The organism is Chitinophaga vietnamensis (assembly GCF_902167635.1).
Taxonomy (GTDB): domain Bacteria; phylum Bacteroidota; class Bacteroidia; order Chitinophagales; family Chitinophagaceae; genus Chitinophaga; species Chitinophaga vietnamensis.
In genome coordinates this window covers 457,134-481,012 of sequence record NZ_CABHMS010000004.1, presented here as the reverse complement: position 1 = coordinate 481,012, position 23,879 = coordinate 457,134, and the positions used below count along the sequence as shown (strand labels likewise).

General features: G+C 49.1%; 15 protein-coding genes. 8 read left to right on the top strand and 7 right to left on the bottom strand.

Annotated elements, in window-relative coordinates; genetic code table 11:
* Window positions 1–57: 57 nt before the first annotated feature.
* The gene (gene secDF / locus FPG75_RS13155) at window positions 58–3,219 is read right to left on the bottom strand and encodes a protein translocase subunit SecDF (protein WP_143307319.1); all 3,162 of its coding nucleotides are present in this window, start codon (window positions 3,217–3,219) and stop codon (window positions 58–60) included.
* Between the two features lie 215 nt (window positions 3,220–3,434).
* Between secDF and FPG75_RS13150 the strand changes: the two genes are divergently transcribed.
* The 4 genes from FPG75_RS13150 (at window position 3,435) to FPG75_RS13135 (ending at window position 7,361) form a co-directional block, all read left to right on the top strand.
* Window positions 3,435–4,631 carry a serine hydrolase gene (locus FPG75_RS13150; protein WP_143307318.1) on the top strand — a complete coding sequence of 399 codons (1,197 nt, stop codon included), beginning with the start codon at window positions 3,435–3,437 and terminating at the stop codon, window positions 4,629–4,631.
* 40 nt (window positions 4,632–4,671) lie between these two features.
* Window positions 4,672–5,409, top strand: a complete 738-nt coding sequence (locus FPG75_RS13145) for a DUF4397 domain-containing protein (RefSeq protein ID WP_143307317.1) — start codon at window positions 4,672–4,674, stop codon at window positions 5,407–5,409.
* Window positions 5,410–5,546: 137 nt separating this feature from the next.
* Entirely contained in the window at window positions 5,547–6,740 is a 1,194-nt protein-coding gene (locus tag FPG75_RS13140; protein ID WP_143307316.1) for a pyridoxal phosphate-dependent aminotransferase, read from the top strand.
* Window positions 6,741–6,833: 93 nt separating this feature from the next.
* Window positions 6,834–7,361, top strand: a complete 528-nt coding sequence (locus FPG75_RS13135; protein ID WP_143307315.1) for a DUF7935 family protein — start codon at window positions 6,834–6,836, stop codon at window positions 7,359–7,361.
* A gap of 5 nt (window positions 7,362–7,366) precedes the next feature.
* On the opposite strand, the gene FPG75_RS13130 is transcribed toward FPG75_RS13135, so the two are convergent.
* The gene (locus FPG75_RS13130) at window positions 7,367–8,281 is read right to left on the bottom strand and encodes a M23 family metallopeptidase (protein ID WP_143307314.1); all 915 of its coding nucleotides are present in this window, start codon (window positions 8,279–8,281) and stop codon (window positions 7,367–7,369) included.
* Between the two features lie 95 nt (window positions 8,282–8,376).
* Here FPG75_RS13130 and FPG75_RS13125 point away from each other — a divergent pair, with 95 nt between their 5' ends.
* Together FPG75_RS13125 and FPG75_RS13120 are read left to right on the top strand one after the other, a co-directional pair.
* Entirely contained in the window at window positions 8,377–9,930 is a 1,554-nt protein-coding gene (locus FPG75_RS13125) for an acyl-CoA mutase large subunit family protein (RefSeq protein WP_143307313.1), read from the top strand.
* A gap of 144 nt (window positions 9,931–10,074) precedes the next feature.
* The gene (locus FPG75_RS13120) at window positions 10,075–10,965 is read left to right on the top strand and encodes a class I SAM-dependent methyltransferase (RefSeq protein ID WP_143307312.1); all 891 of its coding nucleotides are present in this window, start codon (window positions 10,075–10,077) and stop codon (window positions 10,963–10,965) included.
* A gap of 96 nt (window positions 10,966–11,061) precedes the next feature.
* Here FPG75_RS13120 and FPG75_RS13115 read toward each other — a convergent pair whose 3' ends face one another.
* On the bottom strand, window positions 11,062–13,242 hold the full coding sequence (locus FPG75_RS13115) for a S46 family peptidase (RefSeq protein ID WP_143307311.1): 2,181 nt from the start codon (window positions 13,240–13,242) through the stop codon (window positions 11,062–11,064).
* 156 nt (window positions 13,243–13,398) lie between these two features.
* On the opposite strand from FPG75_RS13115, the gene FPG75_RS13110 reads away from it, so the two are divergent.
* Window positions 13,399–14,433: a sensor histidine kinase gene (locus tag FPG75_RS13110; protein WP_161596791.1), complete on the top strand. Its 1,035-nt coding sequence runs from the start codon at window positions 13,399–13,401 to the stop codon at window positions 14,431–14,433.
* A 176-nt stretch (window positions 14,434–14,609) separates the two neighbouring features.
* On the opposite strand, the gene FPG75_RS13105 is transcribed toward FPG75_RS13110, so the two are convergent.
* Window positions 14,610–15,434 (bottom strand): M57 family metalloprotease, encoded by an 825-nt coding sequence (locus tag FPG75_RS13105; RefSeq protein ID WP_143307309.1) that lies wholly within the window; start codon window positions 15,432–15,434, stop codon window positions 14,610–14,612.
* Window positions 15,435–15,924: 490 nt separating this feature from the next.
* Between FPG75_RS13105 and FPG75_RS13100 the strand changes: the two genes are divergently transcribed.
* Entirely contained in the window at window positions 15,925–18,738 is a 2,814-nt protein-coding gene (locus tag FPG75_RS13100; RefSeq protein ID WP_143307308.1) for a S8 family serine peptidase, read from the top strand.
* 178 nt (window positions 18,739–18,916) lie between these two features.
* On the opposite strand, the gene lpdA is transcribed toward FPG75_RS13100, so the two are convergent.
* The 3 genes from lpdA to FPG75_RS13085 form a co-directional block, all read right to left on the bottom strand.
* Window positions 18,917–20,323 carry a dihydrolipoyl dehydrogenase gene (lpdA, locus tag FPG75_RS13095; protein WP_143307307.1) on the bottom strand — a complete coding sequence of 469 codons (1,407 nt, stop codon included), beginning with the start codon at window positions 20,321–20,323 and terminating at the stop codon, window positions 18,917–18,919.
* A 133-nt stretch (window positions 20,324–20,456) separates the two neighbouring features.
* Window positions 20,457–21,116: a LolA family protein gene (locus FPG75_RS13090; protein ID WP_161596790.1), complete on the bottom strand. Its 660-nt coding sequence runs from the start codon at window positions 21,114–21,116 to the stop codon at window positions 20,457–20,459.
* Between the two features lie 133 nt (window positions 21,117–21,249).
* The gene (locus FPG75_RS13085; RefSeq protein WP_143307305.1) at window positions 21,250–23,874 is read right to left on the bottom strand and encodes an FtsK/SpoIIIE family DNA translocase; all 2,625 of its coding nucleotides are present in this window, start codon (window positions 23,872–23,874) and stop codon (window positions 21,250–21,252) included.
* Between the last annotated feature and the right edge of the window lie 5 nt (window positions 23,875–23,879).

Genomic DNA, 23,879 nt, shown 5'->3' with positions numbered 1-23,879 from the left:
TCCCGTATAACGAGAGGGGATTTTTATTTGTATCAAACATTTTCCGGATTAATCATCTTACTTGGTAGCTGCTTCCTTCTTAACAGGAGCGGCCAGTACGTCGCTTTCGTTAGACAGCTGGTTCTTCTTGTCAAAGTCAACCAGTACAGGCGCCGCTACGAAGATAGAGGAGTAAGTACCAGTGATCACACCGATCAGCATTGCGAAGGCGAAACCGCGGGTTACTTCACCACCGAAGATAAAGAGGATCAGGATGGTGAGGAACACAGTGAGCGAGGTCATGATGGTACGGCTCAGCGTATCGTTGATCGCTTTATTGATCACGGTGTTGCGGTCTTTACCATGCGTACCGGTTTTGAAGTATTCACGGATACGGTCGAACACGATCACGGTATCGTTCATGGAGAAGCCGATCACTGTCAGGATCGCAGCAATGAAGTGCTGGTCAATTTCCAGTGTGAAAGGTACGAAGCTCCTGCACCAGGAGAATACTGCCAATGTTACGAGTACGTCGTGCAGCAGGGAGAAGATAGTACCGATAGAATATTGCCATTTGCTGAATCGCAGCAGGATGTACAGGAAGATCACTACGATAGACAGTATAGTCGCCCTTACAGCACCCTGACGGAGATCGTCGGAGATAGTGGGCGAAACTGTTTGTGAACCTACGATATAGCGGGTTGTAAAGGCCTGCTGTGTAACGCTGGGATCATAGTATTTCTTCAGGCCATGGAACAGTTTTTCCACCACTTCATTATCCACTGCGATACTTTGTTCTTCGATCTTGTAAGCAGTAGTGATGTTGAGCTGGTTGGTAGTACCGATCGTTTTTACATATGGTTCAGAACCAAATTCTGTTTTCAGTGCGGCCCTTACATCGTCAGTCTTCATGGGTTGTTCGAAACGCACGGTGAAGCTGCGGCCACCGGAGAAGTCGATACCGTGGTCAAAGCCGTGGAAGAAAGAAGAGATACCGGCTATCATTACCACAGCGGAGATCACGTAAGCGAATTTACGTTTGCCAACGAAGTCGAAGGCAGCGTGTTTAAACACTTTGCGGGAAATCGGTGTGAAGTATTCGAAGTGTCTTTTCTTATTCGTCCACCAGTCAGTTACCATGCGGGATACGAGGATACCGCAGAACAGGGACAGCAGCAAACCGATGATCTGTGTGGTTGCGAAGCCCAGTACCGGACCGAGACCGAAGTAGAACAGGATGAAAGCTGTAAGCAAGGAGGTTACGTGACCATCGAGCACCGGCGCCAGGGAGCGGCGGTAACCGTCGCTGATGGCTTGTGGGTACGACTTGCCATGTGTGAGTTCATCCTTGATCCTTTCGAAGATGATTACGTTGGTATCTACGGCCATACCTACTGTGAGTACGAGACCTGCGATACCGGCCATGGTGAGCGTAGCGCCCAGGGAGGCCAGGATACCGAAGGTGAACAGCAGGTTGAGGATCAGCGCGATGTTGGCTACCCAACCGGCGCTGTTATAGTAAACCAGCATCAGTACGAAGATGATCACGAAGGAGATCATGAAGGATTTAGCACCGGCGGCGATAGATTCAGCGCCGAGGGTGGGTCCTACGATCTGTTCCTGAACGATCTTGGCAGGAGCCGGCATTTTACCTGATTTCAGGATGTTTGCCAGGTCATTGGCTTCTTCCGGGGTGAAGCTACCGGTGATAGAAGAGCGGCCGCCAGCGATTTCGCCCTGGATAGATGGAGCAGAGTAAACGATGTTGTCGAGTACTACTGCCACGTAGTTATAAGTAGCTCTGTCTTTCGGGTTGGCAGGCGCCAGTTCGCCGGTCAGCTTTTTCCATTGGTGGGCGCCTTCGCCGTCCATGGTCATGCTGATCTCGTTCTGGTTGTTCTGGTCTACGTCTGCACGGGCATCTACTACGTTAGCGCCACCAACGCGGGGAGCCGGGTTAGCAGGGTTTACTTTCAGTGCGTAGAGTTCCAGTACGCCGTGTTTGTCGTCTTTATTTTCCGGGCCGTAGGCAAATACTGCATCTTTAGGCAGTACGGCTTTTACAGCTGGTAATTCCAGGTAGCGGCGGAGGGTAGCGGTATCTTTCGGGAAGATCCTGCCGATGGAAGGACCCGGGAAGATGGTACCTGATTGCGGATCTACGTTAGGGATGAGGATCGCGAAGAGCGGGTTTTGACGCTGCGCTTCTTTGATCTGCAATTCCCTGGCGGCGAGGCCGGTATCAGATTTAGCTTTTTTACCGCTGTCTTTTGCGAGGTAGTCGGTCAGGCTGCCGGTTTTGCTGGAATCGCCTTTAGCAGTAGTGGCTGCGGCAGTTGTTTCTTTTTTAGTGGTGTCAACTACGGGAGCGTTGCCAAGGGCGTTCCTGATGGCTTCGTTCATCGGGCTGAGCACATTCTGGATGAACTCGGGGTTGTTTTTATAAACTTCCCTGAACTCCAGGTTAGCGGTGGCCTGCAGGTATTTGCGTACGCGCTCGGCATTGTCTACACCGGCGAGTTCCACGGAGATGAGGCCTTTATTCTCATCCAGGCTGATATTGGGTTGTGCCACACCAAATTTATCGATACGTTTTTGCAGTACGATATAGGTGTTTTTGATGGCCGCACGGGCTTCCCTGCGGATCATGTCCAGTACCTGCTGGTTGGAGGAGTTGAAGTTGATATCTTTCTGGTAAGCATTTGCGAAGATGGTAGCCAGTTTGCCCTGGGGAGCCACTTCCGCATAAGTTTGCCCGAACAAAGTAACGAAATCGGCCTGGCTGACTTTTCTACGTTCTTTCGCGAGGTCCAGCGCTCTGTTGAAGGCGGGGTCTTTGGACTGGCCGGACAGCGCACGGATCACATCTTCCACACTTACTTCCAGCACTACGTTCATACCGCCCACGAGGTCGAGACCGAGGTTCAGTTCTTTCTCTTTGGCTTTGTTGTAGGAAACGTACCATGGGAACCCTGCAATCTGCTTATTGCTGGTGCTGTCCACGATCTCTTGTCTTCTCTGTTTAATAAACCCTTTCAGTGTATCTGAGTAAAACGCCTGTTGTTCTTTGTTACCAGGATATTTCATCTCAGCGGTAGGGAATTGTTTGGCCACATCGTTTTCAGCCTGCTTGTCTATCTTCTTCTCATAGTTCCGCACTAAAAACGTGAAGGACAATTGGTACAAAGAGATAAGGATCAGTGCGATGGCAAAAAATCTTACCAGTCCTTTAAGTTGCATATTGTTTGTTTCGGGTTTATAATAAAAAATTTTTAAGAGTTGCAAAGATAGAATTTAAATTGATATATTAAAGCCCTTGAAAAAAGAAGCGCAAAATCGCTCCATGCCTGAGTTTGCGGGCCTGTTGGCATAAAAATTTCCCAAATTGCGATTCTGGTTTCTTCCGGATTTTAATATAATTCCTTTGCTTTACAGCACGTAATACCGACAAATATATGCAAACCCAACATTATCGCACAACTGATAATTTTCCGTATGCATTGCTGAAGGGCCGCAAAGGCATACTGGGCAAGGTTTTCAGCGATCCTGAAACTTACCGTCTCCAGATTGTTTACACCCGTATTGACCGGGATGCCCGCCAGCGCCCGGTTTTTACCGATTTTCATTACCGCAGCAAGCCAGGGGCCTACTTCTACCCTGCTTCTACGGTGAAACTGCCAGGCGCTATCCTGGCCCTGGAAAAGCTCCGGGAGCTGGATATTCCGGGCCTGGACCTGTTCACACCCATGTTCACCGCGCCCCTGGCAGGCGTGAATACCGGCGTCACAGCTGATCATTCCGCGGCATCCGGATTGCCTTCTATCGGGCATTACATTAAAAAAATATTTCTCGTAAGTGATAATGACGCCTTCAACCGCCTATATGAATTCATTGGCCAGGAAGCTTTCAACCGGCGACTGTGGGAGGCCGGCTACACCAGCTCCGAGATCAGGCACCGCGTAGGCCTGCCCCTGCACGAAGAAGCCAACCGCCATACCAATGCGGTCCGCTTCATGGATGGCAAAAGATTATTGTACCAGCAAGCCGCCCAATACAGCCGGCTGTCTTTCTCCTCACGCCTCGATCTTGTTGGCCAGGCACATTACAATCATCTCGGGGTGCTGGAACAGCGGCCTATGGACTTCTCCTACCGCAACCGCCTCCCTCTCGTTTCACTGCATGAAATTTTACGCAGCATAATTTTTCCGGAGGCTGTAACAAAAGCGCAACGTTTCCGTTTAAATGAAAGTGATTATAATTTCCTGTATCGTTGTATGTCGCAGTACCCGCCGGCATCAAAAGATCCGGTGTATGACCATATCCAGTACAAGCAGGCCTACGTGAAGTTCCTGATGTATGGCGGACAGAAAACAGCCAGGATACCATCACATATCAGGATCTTTAACAAACCCGGATGGGCGTATGGATTTTTAACTGATGCAGCCTATATTGTAGACTTTTCCAACGGTATAGAGTTTTTATTATCTGCCTCCATTTACGTCAACAAAGATGGCATACTGGGAGATGACCAGTACGAATTCGAAGAAACGGGGAAGCCTTTCCTGAAGGCTTTGGGAGAGATGATCTACCAACATGAACTGGAACGCCGGAAGACCATTCAACCAGATCTCGGCAGGTTCAAAACTGAATGATTGAAAAATTAAATCTCACATAACAAAAAACTGAGAGCAGATGCTAACAAAGAAAAATCGTGCTTGGGCCATTGTAGCCTTGTTTGCAGGAATCCTGGGACTTTCTTCCTGTCTGAAAAATGATACTAACATCACTCCTTCCAGACCTCAGTACTGGGTATGGATACTCAATGCATCCACCAACGGCGTGAACCTGGACTTCTATGACAACGATACCAAGATCACCAGCAACAACCCGATCAACTTCAACTTCCAGTCAAGATGGTACGGCTTCGGTGGTAACCACACCTACCTGTTCACCGCCGCTGGCAAGAAAGACAGCGTAGTAACACAAACGACTTACAACTTCGACTCTACTTCCTACTACACTTATCTGATTTATGATGAGCCGGCAAAAGGCGTTGTTGTATACAACGATCTTACCTCCGCTCAAAACAATAAAATAAATTTCCGTTTCTTCAACCTCAGTAAAGATGCAGGCCCGGTGGATGTATTCATCGGCACACAGAAAGTGGATAGCAACAGAACCTTTGCTGCTGGCTATTTCCCCACGTCGTTTGTACAACTGCCGGACAACCTTGGCCAGACCGATGTGATCACCATCAAAGTAGCTGGCAAGGATTCTGTATTGGCTACCAACAACAATCTTTCTTCCCTGCCGGGACGAATGCTGCAAGTTGGCAACGTTTATACCGCTTACCTGGCAGGCAGCAAAAGCAGCACCGGCGCCACCAAACTCGTTACCGGCGTCTTCCCCAGCTGGCAGGGTACCTACTAGTAAACACCGGTTTATATAAAATCTTACCAACAAAAAAAGGAGCGCTTGCTCCTTTTTTTGTTGCGCTTCGTATCCACCGCTAAGTGATTTCTCTTTTTTTCTGTAGGTTTGTCCCGGTCAACCCAATATTAAGCATTATGATTCAACTTGCAGAAAGGCTGTCACGGATATCCGAGCCTCAAACGATTAAAATGGCCAAACTCAGCAGGGAACTGAAGGCCCAGGGGATAGATATAGTAGACCTTAGTATTGGAGAACCCGACTTCGATACTCCTAAACACATTCGCGAGGCAGCCAAAAAGGCCATCGATGAAGGTTTCACCCACTATACGCCTGTAGCCGGCTATCTCGACGTAAAGCAGGCAGTGGTGCACAAACTCAAACGTGATAACGGTCTTGACTATACGCCGGAACAGATAGTTGTATCTACCGGCGCCAAACAAAGCCTCGCCAACGCCGTGCTCAGCATCGTAAATCCCGGCGACGAAGTGATCATCCCTACACCTTATTGGGTAACTTATTCCGAACAGGTAAGGCTGTGCCAGGGCGAAGTGGTATTCGTTCCCTGTAGCATCGAAAATAATTACAAGATCACGCCGCAACAACTGGAAGCCGCCATCACGCCTAAAACCAGGCTGTTCATGTTCTCTTCTCCCTGCAATCCTACCGGCTCCGTTTATTCAAAAGCAGAACTGGAAGGCCTCGCAGCGGTATTCGCCAAACATCCGCAAATATTCATCATCTCCGATGAGATCTATGAATACATCAACTATGATGGCAAACATGAGAGCATCGCGCAATTCGGCGATCTGATCAACCGCACCATCATCATCAACGGCCTCAGTAAAGGCTTTGCGATGACAGGCTGGCGCCTCGGCTATCTCGCCGCGCCACTGGAAGTAGCCAAAGCCTGCGACAAGATACAGAGCCAGTTCACATCCGCTACCTGCTCTATCACGCAGCGTGCCGCCATCACAGCGCTTACCGGCGAACTCACCACCGCCATTGAAATGGTGAACGAGTTCAGGAAACGCCGCGCATTTATACATGAAGCGCTCAAAGCTATTCCCGGTCTGAAAGTGAACGATCCGGAAGGGGCCTTCTACATGTTCCCGGATATCAGCGCATTCTTCAACAAGTCCTACGAGGGTACTACCATCAGCAATGCAGATGACCTTTGCATGTACCTCCTGCATAAAGCCCATGTATCAACGGTGACTGGCGCCGCATTCCAGCAGCCGAATTGTATCCGGCTCTCCTATGCTACTTCTATGGACAAGCTCCAGGAAGGCGCGAAGCGAATGAAAGAATGGTTAGGAAAATTACAATAGTAGTTAATTATAAATGATAGCCCCGCTGCTGGCGGGGCTATCATTTATAATTAAATTATTATATATTTGTGCGCATAAAACATTCATCATCAGATGCAGATTGATTCCATGAAACTCTTGTACATCGTGCTGGGACTAGGCGCTGTGTACATCGTATATACCACTGTCCGTGACTTGCTGAAGAAAAATAAAGTAGCGGCGCCGGCGCCAGAGAAGCCAGCAGCCGTGAATCCGGCGATATTGCCCTTACAGCTGCAGGCTTATGAACGCCTGGCCTTGTATGTGGACCGTATCACTCCGCAGAGCCTTATCGGCCGCATTTACCAGCCGGGTATGAGCGCAGTGGACATGCAGATATCCATGGTGCAAAGCATCAAATCAGAATTTGAACACAATATCACGCAGCAGATATATGTATCTACCATGACATGGGAAGCGGTGAAAACCCTGAAGGAGCAAACGATTTCCGTGATCAACCAGGTAGCGATACAATTACCGCCGGATGCTACCGCCCTCGATCTGAACAAACAACTGCTCGAAGTATTCATGCAGGCAGGCGAATCGCCCGCGGAGCTGGCCTCACAGATCATCAATGCAGAAGCAAAAAAAGTAATGAGGTAAGCGTATCAGCGGGTGCTGGCGTTGATAACATCATTCAACAAAAATCCTCTTCCATCAAAATGAATATATAGTGGCCGGCTTTTGTACCACTCGATGCCGGGCTCTTTGAGGTGCGCCTGTATGTGCAGGTGCGGTTCTGTGCTGAATCCCGAATTGCCCACACAGCCCAGTGGCTGGCCTTTTAGCACCTGCTGGCCATCATGCACCAAAACGCTGTACATTTTCATGTGTCCCATAAAAACATAGTAGCGGTCTGTTTCCAGCAGTACGTGATTGGTATTCTTGGGGCCGCGGTTCATGTTGGGTGGTGTATTGTCGGGGTTGCCGCCATAGGCGTGCAGTACACGGCCATCGCAAGGTGCGTAGATGGTATCGCCAAAAATTTCATAATCATGAAGATCCTTTGAAAACACTTTATTGGCGCGGCCTCCCCAGGTATTGAGCTTCACAATATCCATGGCATATATAGCGCCACGCAAACTGAAATGAAACAGGTTCGTTGGCAATCCTTTACCACCCTGCAATACAAAGTATTGGCCTCTATGAAAAGGGAACGACAGCTCCACCGTTCGTGCGGAACCGGTAGTGCCGGTGAAATAAAGCAGGTTCAAGACAGATACCAGTATGGTGAAAGTAACGTTGGCAAAGCGTTTCCTGCGTGATGGCGGCACTGTGCCCGGCACAGGCCTGATGAGTATCCATCTTATCAATAACAATAAAAATATGCCGCCGAAAATATATTTCGTGAAAACGCTGAGATAAACCCAGGTACCATAAAGATAGAGGAAGATACCGAGCGAGATGCCAGCCAGCAAATACGTGAGGACGGCTGAAAGCGGCCTCCCGCCAGCTTTCCAGATGAGATACAGACTATATAAAGCCAATGCCAGCGTGATACCCAATAAGGTGTAGATGATCATAGTGCCTGCCAAACTTTACCGGAAGATATCAATATTTTTTACAGCGGCGAAGTACCATAATAATTATGTAACATTGCAAGGATAGTTCATACACCATGGAAAAGACCATTCAAACTGATTCGGGCATTGAGATTGCGCCGTTGTATACCCAGGAAGTGCCGATGCACGAACAACCTGGCGTATACCCTTTTACGCGGGGCATACATGCCACCATGTATCGCGATAAACTCTGGACCATGCGCCAGTACGCAGGTTTCAGCACTGCGGAAGAATCCAACAAACGTTACCACTACCTGCTCAGTCAGGGTGTGATGGGCCTCAGCGTGGCTTTTGACCTGCCCACACAGATCGGTTATGATTCTGATCATGCGATGGCAGAAGGAGAAGTAGGAAAAGTAGGTGTGGCCATCGATTCGCTGGAAGATATGGAGCGCCTGTTTGCCGGCATTAAACTGGAACAGATATCTACCTCTATGACCATCAATGCCACAGGATTCATACTGCTGGCGCTTTACATCGCACTGGCCAAGAAGCAGGGCGCCGATCTGAAGAAAATATCCGGCACTATTCAGAATGATATTCTCAAGGAGTATGCGGCCAGGGGCACTTTCATTTATCCGCCCAAACCCTCCATGCGCCTGATCACCGACATTTTTGATTATTGCAGCCGTGAGGTACCGAAATGGAATACTATCTCCATCTCCGGCTATCATATCCGCGAGGCGGGCGCCAATGCCGTACAGGAGCTTGCTTTCACCCTCTCTAACGGGAAGGCCTATCTGAAAGCGGCACTGGAAAAAGGACTGGATATTAATGTATTTGCCAAACGCCTTTCTTTCTTTTTCAATGCGCACAACCACCTCTTTGAAGAAGTGGCGAAGTTCCGCGCGGCACGCCGCATGTGGGCGCACATCACACAATCGCTGGGCGCTACCGATCCGAAGGCGCAGATGCTGCGTTTCCATACACAAACCGGCGGCAGTACCCTGACGGCACAGCAGCCGCACAACAACATTGTACGTGTAGCCATTCAAACATTGGCAGCAACGCTGGGTGGTACACAGTCCCTGCATACCAATGGCTACGATGAAGCCTTGTCATTGCCCACTGAAGAGGCGGCCCGCATCGCGCTGCGCACGCAGCAGATCGCCGGTTATGAAAGCGGCATCGCCGATACGGTAGATCCGCTCGCCGGCTCCTTCTATGTAGAAGCGCTCACCAACGAAGTGGAAAGCAAAGCATGGGAGCTTATCAACAAAATAGACGCCATGGGTGGCGCTGTGAGCGCTATTGAACAAGGCTTTGTGCAGGACGAGATCGCGCGCAGCGCTTATAAATACCAGCAAGAAATAGAAAACGGTGAAAAGATCATCGTGGGTGTCAATAAATTTGTAGTGGAAGAGGGCACGCCACCGGAGGTGTTCCGTATCGACGACAGCATCCGCAAGGTGCAGTCTGAACGGCTGAAAGATCTCCGCGCACGTCGCGACAACGCCGCAGTACAGGCTTTGTTGCAACGCATCAAAACGGCAGCCAATACCACCGACAACCTCATGCCATTGGTAGTGGAAGCTGTTGAAAACCTTGCCACCCTTGGAGAAATTGCAGATGCGTTGCGAGAAACATGGGGGGAATATAGAGGAATGTAAGGATTTTGGAATTTTCGGATTTTCGGATTTTGGAATTTTGGAATTTTGGAATTTTGGAATTTAAGGCGAGGATGCAAATTCCAAAATCCGAAAATTCCAAAATCCGAAAATCTAAACTAATTTGGCATCAAAAATTCAAGGCACTTGATCTACCATCACACCTGTCCACTCTGCGGTTCCTCACTGATCCGCGAAGCGCTGAAGGCTAAAGATTATACGGTATCCAAAGAAACATTCGGCATATGGCATTGTGGCGGCTGCAGCGGACGTTTTACACAGAACGTTCCTGATGGCGACAATATCGGTCGCTACTATCAGTCGCAGGAATACATTTCCCATTCAGAAACCCGCAAAGGGCTGATCAATCGTTTATATCACAGCGTGAGAAAGATCACGCTGCGTTCCAAACAGAACTGGGTGCGATCCGCCACCGGCCTGAAACAGGGCGCCCTGCTCGATATCGGCTGCGGCACCGGCGCATTCCTTCACTACATGCAAGCCAGCGGATGGAACATCACCGGCCTCGAGCCCGATGAAACCGCCCGCCGTAATGCGAAAGAACTTTACAAAATTGAACCGCTGCCCATAGATCAGCTGTTTGCGTTGCCGGCACATCAATATGATGCCATTACCATGTGGCATGTGCTGGAACATGTGCATGAGCTGCATCATTACCTGGAACGTATCCGCACACTGTTGAAACCCGGCGGCTCCTTGCTGATAGCGGTTCCCAACTATACATCCTACGATGCGGAACATTATGCAGCATATTGGGCAGCTTACGACGTGCCACGGCATCTGTATCACTTCTCCCCTTCTTCCATGGAACTGCTACTCTCCCAGCATCAGTTCAAGCTGATAAAAAAACATCCAATGGTGTTTGACGGCTTCTATGTAAGCCTGCTCAGCGAAAAACACAAAACCGGCAAAAGCAGGCTGGTAGCGGGTTTCCTGAACGGATTCCGCTCCTACCGCAAAGGATTGAAAGAGGTAGACCGCTGCAGCTCTATCGTATACGAGTGCAAAATCATTTAGCTATTTGATTATTTTATTATTTGGTTATTTTGATATTTAGTTTCCGCTAAGATTTTCGTGGAAACTAAATATCAAAATAACCAAATAATAAAATAGCTAAATAAGTTTCATTTCGTCGATCAGACGGGTGCAGCCGGCGTATTTATCAATGATGAACAGCACATAGCGGATATCCACCATGATATTGCGGCAGATGGACGGATCGTAATTGATATCGCTCATGGTGCCTTCCCAGGTACGGTCGAAGTTGAGACCTACCAGCTGGCCATAAGCATTGAGCGCCGGACTGCCGGAATTGCCGCCGGTAGTGTGGTTGGAGGCGATGAAGCATACAGGCATGCGGCCATTAACGCCATAGCGGCCGTAATCTTTTTTCTTATAGAGATCGATGAGCTTTGCGGGCACGTCGAATTCATAATCGCCAGGAACATATTTTTCCATTACGCCATCAAGATAGGTGTAGTAGTCGTAATGAATGGCATCGCGGGGATTGTAGCCATCTACTTTGCCATAGGTAACGCGTAATGTGCTATTGGCATCGGGATAGAAGCGTTTTTTATTGCCCATCACGTCCATCTGGGCCTGCATGTACAGGCGCTGACGGTTGTTGATATCCGCCTGGAGGTCGTTGAGCGGCCTGCCAATATTATCCACATAACCTTTGCGGAGTGCCATCACAAGGCGGGTAGAAGGATCTTTCCACATTTGCGCCACTACTGTATTGTAAGGTTGTTGTACAAATGCTTTCAGTTTATCCATAGACGTTAGTCCGCTTACCGCGAAGATCTTGTCTGCCAGCGTGTGCCCGTCTTTATTATTTTCCTGCCATAGCAGTGCGAAGTCGTTGCCACTGTACTGTTTAGGCACGTTGCGTGCGTAGAGGCCTACCAGTGCGGCGCACACATCATGATCCACGTTCACGTTATAGTTTTGGTAGAACGACTGCATGCCATCGAGGAATTGCTGGCGCATGCTTTCGTACTGGCCTTCTCCTTTTTCGTGTACATCGTTGAGGAAGTTGATGAGGCGATCGGCTGCGGTGAACACTTCTACATTTTTCACGAGTTCGCTGTAGTAGTCGCGCGCCTGGGCATAGGGCTGTATCTGTTTATAGAGTGCATTAAGTGTATCCAGCACGCCGCCGTACTGCTGTTGCAGCGCGGGGTTGGCGTTGAGGAGCTGGTTATATTCCTTTTCGTACTGTATCTTTTTGCCGATACCATTGGTTTGTTTGATGCCTTGCATTTCACCGCCCCACTTTTTCCAGTAGTTGGCGGTAACAGCGTATTTGGAGGCGTATTGTATTTTGATCTGTTCATCCTTGCGCATGTAGCCGTCGATGATCTTGAGGGCGGCATCGCGCATTTCCACTTTGGCGGCATCGAGTACATTCACGGTTTGCCTCACACCTTCGGAAGGCAGGTATTCATTGGTGCGGCCGGGGAATCCGAGCACCATGGTGAAGTCGTTCGGTTTAACGCCTTTCATGGAGATGGGCAGAAAATATTTCGGTTTCAGGGGCACGTTATCCTGTGAATAAGGCGCCGGGCGGCCATCTTTGCCGGCATAGATGCGGAACATGCTGAAGTCGCCGGTATGGCGGGGCCACACCCAGTTATCAGTATCGGAGCCGAATTTACCGATGGAGGAAGGCGGTGCGCCTACCAGTCTTACATCTTTATACGTTTCGGTTACAAACAGGAAATACTGGTTGCCTTCAAAGAAAGGTTTGATCATTACATCCTGCCATGCTTCGCGGCGGGTGTTCTGGCGGATTTCGTTGAGGCGTTTATCGATGGCGGATTGCCGTTCCCTTTCTGTCATGCCGGGTTTTACATCGGCGAGGGCCGCTTTGGTAACGTCGTCGATGCGTACGATGAAAGTGGCTGTGAGACCGGGGTTGGGCAATTCTTCCGCTGCTGTTCTGGCCCAGAAGCCGTTTTCCAGGTAGTTATTTTGTAGGGAAGAGTGTTTCTGGATGGCATCATAGCCGCAGTGGTGGTTAGTGAGCAGCAGGCCCTGGGAGGAGATCACTTCTGCGGTGCAGAAGCCGCCGAAGCTAACGATGGCATCTTTAAGGCTGCCTTTGTTGATACTATAGATATCGGCGGCGCTGATTTTCATGCCCATTGCTTTCATCTCTTTTTCGTTGAGGTTTGAAAGCAGCTGTGGCAGCCACATTCCTTCCGTGGCATAGGCTTGTTGAGCCAGTACCAGCAGTACCAGCAATAGTGTTGCCTTCGCGGATTGGTGCAACGTATCTGATATTCTTTTCATAGACCCGGCAATTTACTACAAATCGTGCAGGCTGGAAAAGATAAAGCCGGTGTTTCTCTCGATTCATCGATAGAATACAGGTATTTACAGAGAGACGGCTTTTTTTCTGGGAAGATTGTACCAAATTCCGGTAGCGTTTCTTAAATCATGTTGAGCATGATCCGGTTAAAATCTGCTGTTGTACTGGCGCATATTACCGGATGGCTGATCTGTCTGAGCTTGCCGTTGTTACTTATCAGCGGCCAGGTTGGTGACAGGCGCACAATGGCCATCCTTTTTTCACCGGACTACCTGGTGTTTATATTAACATATGCGTCGTTATTTTATTTTCATACGAACTTCCTTTTCCCTCAACTTTATTTCAGGAAGCAGTATGTCTTATATTTTTTGTCGGTGGTCATCTTGTTACTGATGATCGACCTGATGCAGCCATTTGATCATTTGTTCCTGCAGTTCTCGCTGCGGCCACAATTCAAACCGATGGCTGCCGCGGTGATATCCGGGTTTCCGCTGGATCCCGTCAGCATCTTCCTGTTCCTGTTGACCATTGCCTTGAGCGTAGCCATTGAAACCACTCATCGCTGGCGGCAAACGGAGAAGCGTGCTCTCTATGCCGAGACGAAGAAAACGCAGGCAGAATTATCTTTCCTTAAAGCGCAGATCAATCCGCATTTTCTTTTCAATACGCTCAACAATATCTATTCGCTGGCCATGATACGGCACGAGTATACGGCGCCCAGCATTATGAAACTGTCGAACATGCTGCGTTATGTAACAGAAGAAACGCGCGACTTTGTACTGTTACAAAGCGAGATCGATTGCCTGCGCGATTATGTAGACCTTCAGAAGTTGCGGCTAAGCCGCAAAACCACCGCGTCATTCATTATCAAAGGCCTGCCTGGCGCGCGCTGCATTGCGCCGCTGGTGCTGTTGCCTTTCATGGAGAATGCTTTCAAATATGGCGTGAGCAACCACGAGCCGTCAGAGATCAATATTGCACTGGATATCGAAGATGACCACCTGCACTTCCGGTGCAGCAACAAAGTTTTTCCTTTGCTGCGCGACAAGCACCGCACGGGCGTTGGCATTGCCAATACGCGTCAGCGGCTGGAACATCTGTATCCCGGCAGATATGAGCTGGATATACATACAACGGATATGTACACCATTTCGCTGAAGATATGGACTTAATAAGGGTTTGATCTGAAGGGGCAAAGAAGCATGTGCCAGTAAAGGAGAGGAAGAAAGATGAAGAAGGGAGGTACAGCCCTGAGCTCCCGAAAGATTTGCTGATGCAGATATGTTACTACGTAACAATATCGCTGGCTGTACCTCCTTTCTTACATCACGCTTTTATCGTATAGCGATTAGTGATAGAGGTAGTTCAGTGCAATGACATCATTAGCATTGAAAGTGCGGTTGCCGCCGTTAGAGCAGGCCAGCATCCAGGAGTTGGCATCAGGACCGGAAGGAGTGCCGGGGATGTATACAGCGCCAACGCCGCCATCACCTTCATTTACAGCGCTGCCGCCGCAGCTATAGGAACGGTCCATATAGTCGGTATGACGCATACCGATGCAGTGACCGATCTCGTGCTGAATAACAGAACCTACATACAGTACGTTAGGATTGGAACCATAAGCATACTGGTTAGTGTTCATTTTAATAGTGCCATAAGGATTGCCGGAGCTGGTGGGGAAACCGGAGGACCCCAATGTGATGTAGCCGCCACTAGGCCCTTGATTGAAGCCCTGAATGGTGATAGTAGCCGTACCACTGGTGATACGTTTGAACGTGATACGCAGGCCCAGCCTGTTATAGCGGGCGATGGCAGTATCTGCGCCAGCCACGAATGCAGTACCCAGGTTTACTACTTTAACTGTGATCACGCGGGGCAATGCCGTTACCAGGTTGTTGGTGCGGTACTGCTCTGTGTTGGCCACACGGAGTGTAGGACTGCCAACTTTCTGGCTCAATTGTTCTGCGGTCAACAGAATATCACCTTCTACGAGGTAACCATCTTCTACTTTACGCACATCGTTCGTGCTGAAACCGTTGGCTTTGATCTGGGCTAACACGTCTGCTGAAACTTGATCAGGTTTAGCATCTTTGTTTTGGTCGCTTTTCTGACAGGAAACCACCATGGAAGCGGCGATCAGGCAGCCGATAATACCAAGTGTTGTTCTTTTCATAGACTAGATTTTGGGTTTTAAAATAAAAAATATGCTCTCGTCCCGTTTATGCAACGGGCCTGGATTATCTTAAAAACACGTCTGCTGCACCGTAATGACATAGCATTACAGATGCAACCAGCTGGTGATACTCTACCCCAAAAAACATTTGTAAGTACATGCTCTCTGTTCTTGAGTGACGTCACAGCTACTGGCCTCTCAGCACAGCCTGCAAGTTTTTAATGGATTGGCGATGATTCAGCGAAACCGGCGTGGCCGGTCATTTCAAGATTTGCTCGTCAGAATGCTTATCTCTTAGTGATGATTTGCTCGGTCAGGATTTTGTTGATTATCTCTGTTCAAAAAATCATGTTTCCAATATTACGACTTTCATTTAATTTAAAAAAAACATTTTGTTTTCTTTCGATAAAAAATTGGGATGAAGCATTAATTGCAGTAGTTTTAATGAATATTATAAAGCCAAAATCCATTGATTCGCGCCACCTTTTCCATGAGTATACCCGGTTTCAAACACTTGCCCATCCTTACTTTCCTGTTGCTATGCAGCCATCTGCTGCTGGCAAGGCAAACTCCCGCAACCGATAGCATTCTGTTGCGCTATGCTGCCAACACCGACATGGAAAGAAGCAGCGCCCATTATCAATTGATCCGTTTCAAGGAAACTCCCGCAGAAAAAACCCTTCGCCACTACGGACTGGTAAAGCCGCTCAGCCGCTACCACTACATATTACAGCATTGCCCTACCGACACCGCCCTGCTTAAAAAGATCAACTGGTGCGTACCCGCCAATGATAACTGGAAAGCCTCCGACCTCCTGCTGCAACAACTGGAAAGTCTGCCGGCGGGCGACAGTCTCGTACTGCAAGTGTCTTACAGCGATGAAATTGCATTCCCGCAGAAAGTCAGGGTAATCCACTGGCAACGCGAATACCATGTAGCCACCCTGCACCTGCTAAAACAAGACTGGCCCGCATTTATCGCCACCCCTTCCATTCTCTTCGCTGATATTCCCAGACATGCGAAAACAGAACTGATCCTCAATACCGCCAATCCTTATATCAACCGGATTAATATTGCACAACAGCAGTTTCCCGCGGTACGCGGAAAAAGTATAACCGTTTCCGTTAAAGAAGATCTTTTTGATACAACAGATATTGATATCGCAGGAAGATATATTCCCAACCCACATAGCTCGAACACTATTACCGCGCATGCCACTACCATGGCTACGCTCATCGGCGGAGCAGGCAACAGCGGGGCGTTGGGACTGGGCGCCGCACCACAGGCATCGCTCAGCTCCGCAGATTTCAACATCAGCCTCCTTCCTGATACCAGCGCCTATTACCGGCAATATAATGTTACAGTACAGAACCACTCTTACGGCACCGACATCGAAAACTATTATGGCGCCGAAGCGGTAGCTTATGATCAGCAAATATTTTCTGCCGATACCATCGTGCATGTTTTTTCTTCCGGCAACATTGGCACGCAAGCCCCCACCAGTGGCCGCTATCAGGGCCTCGCAGGATATGCTAACATGACCGGCAATTTCAAACAAGCCAAGAATGTGATCGTTGTAGGTGGCGTGGACGCCACCGGCACTGCTGTTGCCATCGCATCCAAAGGCCCCGCATTTGATGGCCGCATCAAACCGGAGATCGTAGCATTCGGGCAGGATGGCACTTCCGACGCTTCTGCTCTCGGCACCGGCGTAGTAACCATGATGCAGGATTTATGGCGACAGCAACATAATGGCAATACCGCAGCGGCAGCACTCATCAAGGCTGTGTTGATCAACAGTGCGCAAAGGCCCTACAATGTACCTCCCTCCTACGCTTATGGTTTCGGTAATATGCATGCCCTGCACGCGCTGCAAACCCTGCAACAACAACGCTTCCGGCAAGGTACGCTGCAAAGCAACCAGAACACGGCTTTCGATATCACCGTGCCACCCGGCATGCAGCAAGTGAAGGTGACCCTCTGCTGGAACGATCCCCCGGCAATCGTAAACGCAAACAAAGCCCTGATCAATGATCTCGACCTGCAGGTAACTGCCGGCGGTCAAACCTATCTGCCCTGGATACTCAGCACCTTCCCGTCGGCAGATTCACTGAAAGCCCTGGCACGCCGTGGGGTAGACAGTATCAATAATACAGAACAGGTAAGCATCAATATGCCGGCAGCCGGCAACCTGCATATCAATGTGCAGGCAAAACAGCTGGCTACGGCCAATCAAACTTTTTATATCGTTTATGAGTTTACGCCACTCAATACTTTCCAGTGGCAAAATCCCGCACCAGGAGCGATATTGAGAGCATCGCAAAGTATTCCATTGCAATGGGAAACTACCTACAGTGGTAATGGCAGTCTTTCGTATAGCCTTGACAGTGGTACTACCTGGATACCGATCATTTCACAGGTACCCGCTGTGCAACAGCAGTTCAACTGGTTAGCGCCGAATGTATTCAGCAAAGCCTGGCTCAAATTCAACTTGCCGGATACTGCTTTCATCAGCCCTTCGTTCATCATCTCTCCTGCACTTACCATGCACACCGGGTTCAATTGTAACGACAGCGCACTGCTTTACTGGAACGCACAGCCAGGCGCTGCCGGTTACCAGCTGTACACGCTGAATCAGGGCGCTATGGCGCTTTACCAGCAAACAAAGGATACTTTCGTTTTTATTCCGAAGCGTGAAGCGCCAGGGCTGTATTATGCGGTAAACGCCGTAGCGCCGGCCGGCTGGGCGGGCCTCCGCAGTTATACTATTAACTATACCACGCAAGGCGTTGCCTGCTATGTGCAAAGTTTACTTGCCGATAAAACGACCGATAATAAAGTATTGTTGTCGCTAACGCTGGGCTCTGTGTATAAGCTGAAGAATGTGAACTGGCAAAGGTTACAGAATGGTCAATGGCAAACCCTGTCTACCGTTGCGGCGGGCGGCCTCAATTATAATTACACCGACGATTCCACCTGGGAGGGCCTCCTGTACTATCGTGTATTGCTGGAAACAACTGATGGCATACGTATTCCATCTGATCCGGTAACCGTTGAGATCATTGTTGGCAACAGCATCCTGTTGTTCCCGAACCCTGCTACCACGGCCATTACCATCCTCGATCCCCATCCGCAGGCGCGGCAGCTGGTCATCTCTGACGGCAGCGGCAGGCGGGTGATCCTGCGCAATCTTTCAGATTCACAGGAAACAATTCCCGTGCGGCAATTAGCCAGCGGCATATACTATTGCACCATCTATGCAGACGGCAAGCGGATCTTCTCCAGGAAGTTTATAAAAATGTGAGGATTTCTTGATTTACGGATTTTTTGATTTAGGGATTTTTTGATTTATAAATAAAATAGTGTCGCCCCTATGGAGCGTAATGTTGATAGACAGTGATTCATCTACCAATATTACGCTCCATAGGGGCGACACCACTAAATTTATAAATCAAAAAATCCGTAAATCAAAAAATATTCCACTACAGGTGGATAGCTTCGCCGTAAGCCACTTCGATGGCGTCTTTTACAGATTCGCTCATAGTGGGGTGCGGGTGGATAGAATCCAGTACTTCCTGATAAGTAGTTTCCAGTTTGCGGGCTACTACTGTTTCAGCGATGATCTCGGTAACGTTCGCACCGATCATGTGTGTACCCAGCCATTCGCCGTATTTAGCGTCGAAGATCACTTTTACGAAACCTTCAGTAGCGCCGGCGGCAGAAGCTTTACCAGAAGCGGAGAAGGGGAATTTACCTACTTTCACTTCGTAGCCGGCTTCTTTGGCGGCTTTCTCGGTATAACCTACAGAAGCAATTTCCGGTGCGCAGTAAGTACAGCCGGGGATGTTCATGTAGTCGATCGTTTCAGGTTTGTGTGCATATTTCTTTTCGTTGTATGCAATGGCTTCCACGCAAACGATACCTTCTTTGGAGGCAACGTGCGCCAAGGCCTGACCAGGCACCATGTCGCCGATAGCGTAAATGCCCGGAACATTGGTCTGGTAGTATTTATCCACTACTACGCGGCCTTTGTCGGTTTTGATGCCGAGTGTTTCGAGGCCGATATTTTCGATATTGGCAGCGATACCTACAGCGCTCAGTACTACGTCAGCTTCGAGGGTGATTTCGCCGGTTTGTGTTTTCACTTTGGCTTTCACACCGTTACCATTGCCTTCAACGGCTTCAACAGAAGCGTTGGTCATGATTTCGATACCTTTCTTCTTATAGATCTTTTCCAGTTCTTTGGAGATATCTTCATCTTCTACCGGTACGATGCGCGGCATGAATTCTACGATGGTCACTTTAGTGCCGAGGGTAGCATAGAAGTAGGCAAACTCTACGCCGATAGCGCCGGAACCTACTACGATCATGGATTTAGGCTGCTGAGGCAGTACCATGGCTTCGCGGTAGCCGATCACGTTTTTACCGTCGATCTTCAGGTTAGGCAGCTCGCGGGCGCGGGCGCCTGTAGCGAGGATGATGTGCTTGGCATCATATACAGTAGCTTTGCCGTCTTTGTCGGTCACTTCTACCTGGCCTTTGGCTTTCACTTTACCATTGCCCATCAACACATCAATCTTGTTTTTCTTCATCAGGAACTGTACGCCCCTGCTCATTTTATCAGCAACGCCACGACTGCGTTTGATCACAGCGTCAAATTCCACCTTTGCGTCGGATACGGAGATACCGTAATCTTTGGCATGTTGAGTATATTCAAATACCTGCGCGGTCTTTAATAAAGCCTTGGTTGGAATACAGCCCCAGTTCAAGCAGATACCGCCCAGGTTTTCTCTTTCCACTACTGCGGTTTTAAATCCCAGCTGAGAAGCACGGATAGCAGCCACATATCCGCCCGGGCCACTACCAATTACGATTACGTCGTATGCCATATTGTTTAATTTTAATTAAAACTTGCCAAAGGTAGAAAAATAATCAGGAATTACGAATTACGAGTTAAGAATTACGGCCCACCGACGATCTATCGGATGGGCCGTAATTCTTAACTCGTAATTCGTAATTATCTTATCGGAGGTCCACCACCTCTACCCCAGGATATTTCTTGGGATCGAAGGTGAACGTAGCATCACTTACAGTCGCATTGGGCGTAAAGTTGGTGATCTCGTACGTATAGTGGTTACCGTTCTTCTCGAACACTTTCATTTTAGCGATATTCTGGGCTTTCTTATCCACAGAAACGATCACCTTGAATATATTCTTGGACTTGTCTGTCGGCGTCATTTCAATATTCTCCAGCACTTTACCTTTTTCATTGGTTTCGCCGGAAAGGCGGTACAGGAAATCTTTATCGTAGAAATTGGTGAAGAGCTTCGCCGGCGTGATGGAGCCGCTGCTCTGGTCTACATTGTTGATGGTTACTTCATTCACGTCCTTGGCGTAGGTCCAGGAGGTTTTGTTATCGCTGATGATCTCCTGCCCTTCCATGGTCACTTTATATTTCGGGCCTTTCATATATACAGTTCCTTTCTTGGAATCGGATACGCTGTTGTTGGCGCCTTCCACTTTCAATATAAAATTAGCCACTACGGATTTGAGCGATTTGAATTTAGTGCTCACACCATCCAGGATTGTTTTTGCCTTGGGATCGTTGGCAGCTTTGCCTTGCGCCATGCCACTGAAAATGATTCCACCCAACAACATTCCTGTTAATAGAAATTTCTTCATCGTAGTTTTTTTTGGTTTCTTACCGCATTGGACAAATGCCATGCCGGTGTGTTTAATCGGTTGCTTAAAGCGCCCCGAAATTCGTATATTTCAATGAATCTCTCCACATATTCTACAAACTCTTAACATATTATTATAAATTATTAAGAATATCGAAGAGCTCTGCATCTGTTTTCACCAACACATCCCTGGCCTTGCTGCCCATATTGGGACCCACGATACCAGCAGCTTCCAGTTGATCCATCAACCTGCCCGCACGGTTATAACCGAGCTTCATACGGCGCTGTAACAGCGAGGTAGAGCCCTGCTGCGTTTGCACGATCACCTGCGCCGCCTCTTCAAATAAAGGATCACGATCGGCCAGGCTCAGCTCTTTGCCTTCCAGGTCTTTCTCATCAACATATTCAGGCAGCAGGAAAGCATCGGGATAGCCTTTTTGTTTGCCGATGAACTCTGCTACGTTTTCCACTTCCGGCGTATCCACAAATGCGCATTGAAGGCGCACCAGCTCGCCATTGAATGATACCAGCATATCCCCCTGCCCGATCAACTGTTCGGCGCCGCCGATATCCAGGATGGTACGCGAATCTATTTTGGAAGATACCTTGAATGCGATACGCGCCGGGAAGTTGGCCTTGATCGTACCGGTGATGATATTCACGGACGGGCGCTGCGTAGCAATGATCAGGTGTATGCCCACCGCACGCGCCAGCTGGGCCAGTCGCGCAATCGGCATCTCCACTTCCTTGCCGGCCGTCATGATCAGATCGGCGAACTCGTCAACCACCAGCACAATGAATGGCAGGTAACGGTGGCCCTTCTGCGGATTGAGCCTGCGTTGTGTGAACTTGTTATTATACTCGCGGATATTGCGCGTGCCGGCCTCTTTCAACAGGTCGTAGCGCAGGTCCATCTCTATACACAAGGCATTCAGCGTGTGAATCACTTTCTTGGTATCCGTGATGATCGCATCATCTTCGCCGGGCAGCTTGGCCAGGAAATGTTTCTCGATCAGTTTGTACAGCGACAATTCCACTTTCTTCGGATCTACCAGTACAAACTTCAGTTGCGACGGATGTTTTTTGTATAACAGCGATACCAGCAAAGTATTGATACCAACGGATTTACCCTGGCCGGTAGCACCTGCCATCAGCAAGTGTGGCATCTTGGCCAGATCGGCGATGAAGTTTTCATTGTCGATCTTCTTACCGATAGCGATGGGCAGGTCCATTGTGCTGTTCTGGAATTTCTCGGAGGCGAGCAGGTTCTTGAGCGATACGATGCTCTTCTTCACATTCGGCACTTCAATACCAATGGTACCCTTGCCCGGTATCGGCGCAATGATACGGATACCCAGCGCCGAAAGGCTCAGCGCAATATCATCTTCCAGGTTTTTGATACGCGAAATACGCACGCCCGCAGCGGGCACGATCTCATACAAAGTAACTGTAGGACCAACCGTAGCGCTGATCTTCTGGATAGAGATATCGTAGTTCTTCAGGGTGTCGATGATCTGGTTCTTGTTTTTTTCCAGCTCGGTGGTATCCTGTACGATCACTTTATCAGCATTGTGATTTTCGAGGAGATCCAGGCCCGGGAAGCGGTAATTGCTCAGGTCCAGCGAAGGATCATAAGGATCTACCGGGATGGAGGAACGGTCAGGTTCCACTTCTTCCACTTCTTCTTCCTCATCTTTGAAAGTCTCTTTGATTTCAAAGGTCACTTCATCAGGCTGATCTTTTTTCTTGCCGGCGCTGATATTTTGTTCAGGCACTTCTTCGATGTACAGCAGCGGACCGCCTTCTTCTTCCGGCTCTTCCGGTTCATCGATCGCGAGCGGCTCTTCTTCCGGCTCCGGCGTCACTACGTGCAAAGGCGCTGCCACCGGCGGATGCGAAGGGATCACGGTGATGTCTTCTTTCTCCACCAGGTGCATGGCAGGCAGATCTTCGCTCTCCTCTTCATAGCTGACAGGCGGTATCACTACTACGCCGCCATCATCTTTCAGGCCGTTGCCGCGTACCGGCGTTGCTTTGCCCGCCGTCACCGGCGCAGGATTGGCCGCATCCGGCACAGCAGGTACTGGCGCGGGTTTGGGCGGTTTAGGTTTACGTTCCGGTAATTTGAAATCGAAATTGAATTTCCAGATGAGCCAGGATAAGCCGGCTACCAGCAACAACAAGGCGGTACCTGTTTTGCCAACGAAACCGGAAGTCCATTTGTTGAGCGCATTGCCGGAAGCCCCGCCCCATGGGAATTCCGAGCCAGGGGTAAGGAAGGCGCAGGTCATGCTGATGAACAGCAGGCCAAAGAGGATATATTTTACATTGCGCCATATACGAAATACGCGGCGGCCTACAATAAAATTGATACCGAGGATAAAGAAGAAATAACAGAAGAGGAACGAAGCGATACCAAATCCGTTGTAGAAGAAATTGTGTGAAACATAGGCCCCGAGGCGGCCGAGCAGGTTATCCACTTTCACGTCTCCGAAAAACAGTTCGCGGGTAGTGTAGTGAAATACTTTGTCCTGGTCGTCTTCCCAGGTGAACAGATAAGAGGTGAATGCAATGAAACAGTACAGAGACAGTAAGAGGAAGAACACGCCCAATACTTTGTGGGTGCGTTCATCTTTCACCAGCTCTTTTACCTTTACCTCCGCTTCCTTGTCTTTCTTCAGCACGTCCGGGTTGTTGGGGGCGGCGGGTTTGGTCTTTTTGCTCTCCGGTTTTTCGGTTTTCAGTTTATTCTTGGACATAATAT